General features: G+C 39.6%; 6 protein-coding genes. 5 read left to right on the top strand and 1 reads right to left on the bottom strand.

Annotated features, from left to right (window positions below):
• The 5 genes from ACR2F7_RS14645 to fbp form a co-directional block, all read left to right on the top strand.
• Positions 1 to 615, top strand: a 615-nt coding sequence (locus ACR2F7_RS14645) for an energy transducer TonB (RefSeq protein WP_432714290.1), incomplete at its 5' end; no start/stop codon positions are given.
• A gap of 75 nt (positions 616 to 690) precedes the next feature.
• Positions 691 to 1,077 (top strand): SMU1112c/YaeR family gloxylase I-like metalloprotein, encoded by a 387-nt coding sequence (gene gloA2, locus ACR2F7_RS14640; RefSeq protein ID WP_432714289.1) that lies wholly within the window; start codon positions 691 to 693, stop codon positions 1,075 to 1,077.
• Between the two features lie 3 nt (positions 1,078 to 1,080).
• A complete protein-coding gene (locus ACR2F7_RS14635; protein ID WP_432714288.1) occupies positions 1,081 to 1,785 on the top strand; it encodes a tRNA1(Val) (adenine(37)-N6)-methyltransferase in 705 nt (234 codons plus the stop codon).
• 12 nt (positions 1,786 to 1,797) lie between these two features.
• The gene (locus ACR2F7_RS14630; RefSeq protein WP_432714287.1) at positions 1,798 to 2,289 is read left to right on the top strand and encodes a metallophosphoesterase family protein; all 492 of its coding nucleotides are present in this window, start codon (positions 1,798 to 1,800) and stop codon (positions 2,287 to 2,289) included.
• Positions 2,290 to 2,309: 20 nt separating this feature from the next.
• Entirely contained in the window at positions 2,310 to 3,374 is a 1,065-nt protein-coding gene (gene fbp / locus ACR2F7_RS14625) for a class 1 fructose-bisphosphatase (protein WP_432714286.1), read from the top strand.
• 9 nt (positions 3,375 to 3,383) lie between these two features.
• On the opposite strand, the gene rnhA is transcribed toward fbp, so the two are convergent.
• Entirely contained in the window at positions 3,384 to 3,857 is a 474-nt protein-coding gene (gene rnhA, locus ACR2F7_RS14620; RefSeq protein WP_432714285.1) for a ribonuclease HI, read from the bottom strand.
• Positions 3,858 to 3,926 lie beyond the last annotated feature (69 nt).

The raw sequence follows: 3,926 nt of genomic DNA, 5'->3' as shown, positions 1-3,926 counted from the left end.
GTGGTGGATGTAATCATTCCCAGTAAAATATTGCCCATACCTGTCAAGAAAACGGAAGTAGCTGCACCTGCTGGAGAACCAATAAAAGAAAAGGTGAAAATGACCAGGTTTACTTCAAATATTAAAGTTGTAGAAAATCCGGTAACTGAACAGTCTATCCCTGATCTCAAGGATTTAGAAAATTCGGTCATTGGTCCACAAAATAAGGACGGACCAGGTACAGTGGCTCAAGGTGTATCAACAGGAGCAGCCCAAACAGGTGAACCCGGAGGTATAGCTATAGCAGATGAGACTATTTATACTACGGAATTTCTAGAAGTATACCCTGAATTTAATGGGGGTATGAAAGCTTGGGCGAAATTTATTCAAAGAAATTTAAACTATCCAGACATGGCACAAGACCAGGGTATTCAGGGTAAAGTTTTTATCAGCTTCGTGATCGAAAAAGATGGATCTGTGTCAGATGTGACACTGATAAGAGGTATTGGAGCTGGCTGTGATGAAGAAGCGATCAGGGTGATTAAAAAGTCGCCGAAATGGAAACCTGGCAGACAAAATAACCAAAACGTTCGTGTGCGTTATCAAATGCCTTTATCTTTTACTTTAAGTCTTTAATTAAAGCGCTCTTTACGGTAATTAAAAAATCCCTTTACAGGGATTTTTTTACCTTTGTTTAAAGCGCTTCAATTCATGATTTTCAATAAAATTCACCACATAGCCATCATTTGCTCTGATTATGCCCGGAGTAAAGACTTTTATGTCAATATATTGGGGCTAACCATCGTTCAGGAAGTCTACCGCGAAGCACGTAACTCCTATAAACTTGACCTCGCCATTAACGATCATTACCAGATTGAATTGTTTTCATTTGAAGATGTGCCCACCAGACCCTCACGTCCGGAGGCTGCAGGCTTAAGGCACCTGGCCTTTGAAGTGAATAATATCAACGAAGTTGCTGAACATTTAAACAAGAAGGGTGTGCAAACGGAATCCATTAGGGTAGACGAGTATACAGGAAAGAAGTTTACTTTTTTTGCTGATCCAGATGGTTTGCCTTTAGAAATCTACGAGCAATAGTTTATGGGCAGCATATTTAAATTTAAGCAGTTTGAAGTAGACCAAACAGATTGCGCCATGAAGATCAATACTGATGGTGTATTATTAGGCGCAGTTGCAGGTCACCCGGCACCACAGCGAATTTTGGATATTGGCACAGGCACAGGGGTAATTGCCATGATGCTTGCCCAGCGGTATCTTGAAGCTTTTGTAGATGCTGTTGAAATTGACAGGCCAGCAGCAATCCGTGCGGCCACTAACTTCAAACAATCTTTATTTGCAGACCGTTTAATGGTCAACTGGGTGGATATTGCCTCTTTTAAAACCGATGCACGGTTTGAACTGATTGTTTCTAATCCCCCTTATTTTGTAAATGACCTTAAAAATCCAGAAGCAAGAAAAGGCATTGCGCGCCATACCGATGAAGATTTCTTTAATATCTTGTTGTTAAAGGTAGCTCAATTACTTGCTGATGATGGCGTATTTTGGGTAATCCTACCTGTTAAACAAGCAGGGCAGCTCATTGTCAATGCAGTGCTGCAGCGACTATTTCCGTCGAAAATTATCCATGTCTACTCTGATGCTGGTAAAACTGAATTCAGACAAATAGTCTGTTTTAGCTTTCAGTCGGTTTCTATCATACATGAAAACTTTTATATTTACCAGACCGAAGGTCTTTATACAAATGCGTACGCAACCTTGTTAAAAGACTACTTTCTGGCATTCTAAATTTAACAAACCTTGAAAAAGATAGGCCTCATATCAGACACCCATAGCTATTTAGACGATGCCGTTTTCAAGCACTTTGACCAATGTGATGAAATCTGGCATGCTGGAGATTTTGGCGTTGGTGTTGCAGAAAAGCTTAGTGCTTTCAAACCCTTAAAAGGGGTATACGGCAATATTGACGATAAAGATATCCGCATGGCTTTTCCAGAACACTTACGTTTTAATTGTGAACAGGTAGATGTATGGATGACACATATTGGAGGTTACCCCGGCAGGTATTCGCAGGAAGTAAAACCAGATATATACACTAAGCCACCAATGTTATTCATTTCAGGACATTCACATATCTTAAAAGTAATGTACGATGAAAAGATTAAATGTCTGCATATAAATCCCGGTGCTGCAGGAAAATCAGGCTGGCACAAAGTACGCACCTTGGTGCGTTTTTGCATTTCTGATGAAAAAATACATACCTTAGAGGTGGTAGAATTAGGCAATAGATAACGTAATAAATACACTAAGTAATGGCAGGAATGAAAACATTAGGGCAATTTATAATTGAAAAACAAGCGGACTTTCCCTACGCTAAAGGCGAACTTTCGAGGTTGTTGAGAGATATAGCAATAGCCGCAAAAATTGTAAACAGAGAGGTTAATAAAGCCGGGCTGGTAGACATTTTAGGCGAAGCAGGTACTGTCAATATTCAAGGAGAAGACCAAAAGATACTTGATGTTTATGCCAATAACCAATTTATAGCTGCTTTAACTTGTGGTGGTGAATGCTGTATTGTAGCCACTGAAGAAGAAGAAGAATTTGTACCTATTGATTCTCCTGTATCTAAAAATGCAAAATATATTGTTTGTATAGATCCCCTTGATGGCTCCTCAAACATTGATTGCAATGTTGCTGTAGGTACTATTTTTTCTATTTACAGACGTAAATCTGTGGATGGAATGGCAACACTTGAGGATGTACTGCAAAAAGGTACGGAACAGGTTGCTGCAGGTTATGTTATTTATGGTTCTTCTACCATGATGGTTTATACCACAGGAAAAGGAGTGAATGGTTTTACCCTAGATCCTTCCATTGGCGAGTTCTGTTTATCGCACCCTAATATGCGCGTTCCTTCAGACGGTAATATCTATTCTATCAACGAAGGAAACTATGTTCACTTTCCTGAAGGTGTAAAAAAATACATCAAGTATGCACAAGTAGAAGATGCCGCAACCAACAGACCTTATACTTCAAGGTATATAGGCTCTATGATTGCAGATATACACCGTAACTTAATAAAAGGTGGTATTTATTTATACCCTACTACATCAAGCTCTCCACAAGGAAAATTACGCTTGATTTATGAATGTAACCCAATGGCTTTCATTATTGAACAGGCAGGTGGTGTAGCATCAGATGGATTTAACCGCATCCTTGATATTCAACCTACAACATTACACCAAAGGATACCTATATTCATTGGCTCTGAAAAAATGGTTGCCACTGCAGAAAAAATGATGCGTGAATATTCACCACAAGAAGCTCAAAACCAAAAAGATACAGGAGAGTTGACCTTACAGGACGACGCTTTGTAGATAAAAATATTAGAGCAGGGAAGGTTTATTCTTCTCTGCTTCAAAAGGGGCATCAATTGCTAAGGTGCTTGATTGTTTTGATGCCGCAACTGCCAGCTGGTCACAACGCTCATTTTCAGGGTGACTGTTATGCCCCTTTATCCATACAAATTTAACGTGGTGTTTTTTGTAAACCTCCAGAAAACGCAGCCACAGGTCTGAATTCTTCTTTCCCTTAAAGCCAGTCTTTAACCAACCAAAAACCCATTTCTTTTCTACTGAATCTACCACATATTTGGAATCTGAATAGATGGTTACTTCCTGCCCAGGGCTTTTTATAGCTTTTAAACCTTCAATGACTGCCAAAAGCTCCATACGGTTGTTAGTGGTTAATCGAAAACCGCCGCTTAATTCTTTATAGTGACTGCCTGAGCGCAAGATTACGCCGTAACCACCTGGACCCGGATTTCCGCTTGCTGCACCGTCTGTGTAAATGTTGATCATGAGTGTGACAAAAGTAGGAAGATTTATCACATAAAATGTAAACATCATTTATAGTGGCTGTAATCAATG

Origin of the sequence: Pedobacter sp. (assembly GCF_045628745.1) — a bacterium.
Taxonomy (GTDB): Bacteria; Bacteroidota; Bacteroidia; order Sphingobacteriales; family Sphingobacteriaceae; genus Pedobacter.
Note: the sequence above shows the minus strand (reverse complement) of the source record. Positions and strands in the feature narration are given on the sequence as shown.

Excerpts from the sequence above, each read along its gene's own strand:
- gloA2 (WP_432714289.1), top strand. The coding sequence starts at position 691 with ATGATTTTCAATAAAATTCACCACATAGCCATCATTTGCTCTGATTAT.
- ACR2F7_RS14635 (WP_432714288.1), top strand. The coding sequence starts at position 1,081 with ATGGGCAGCATATTTAAATTTAAGCAGTTTGAAGTAGACCAAACAGAT.
- fbp (WP_432714286.1), top strand. The coding sequence starts at position 2,310 with ATGGCAGGAATGAAAACATTAGGGCAATTTATAATTGAAAAACAAGCG.
- rnhA (WP_432714285.1), bottom strand. The coding sequence starts at position 3,857 with ATGATCAACATTTACACAGACGGTGCAGCAAGCGGAAATCCGGGTCCA.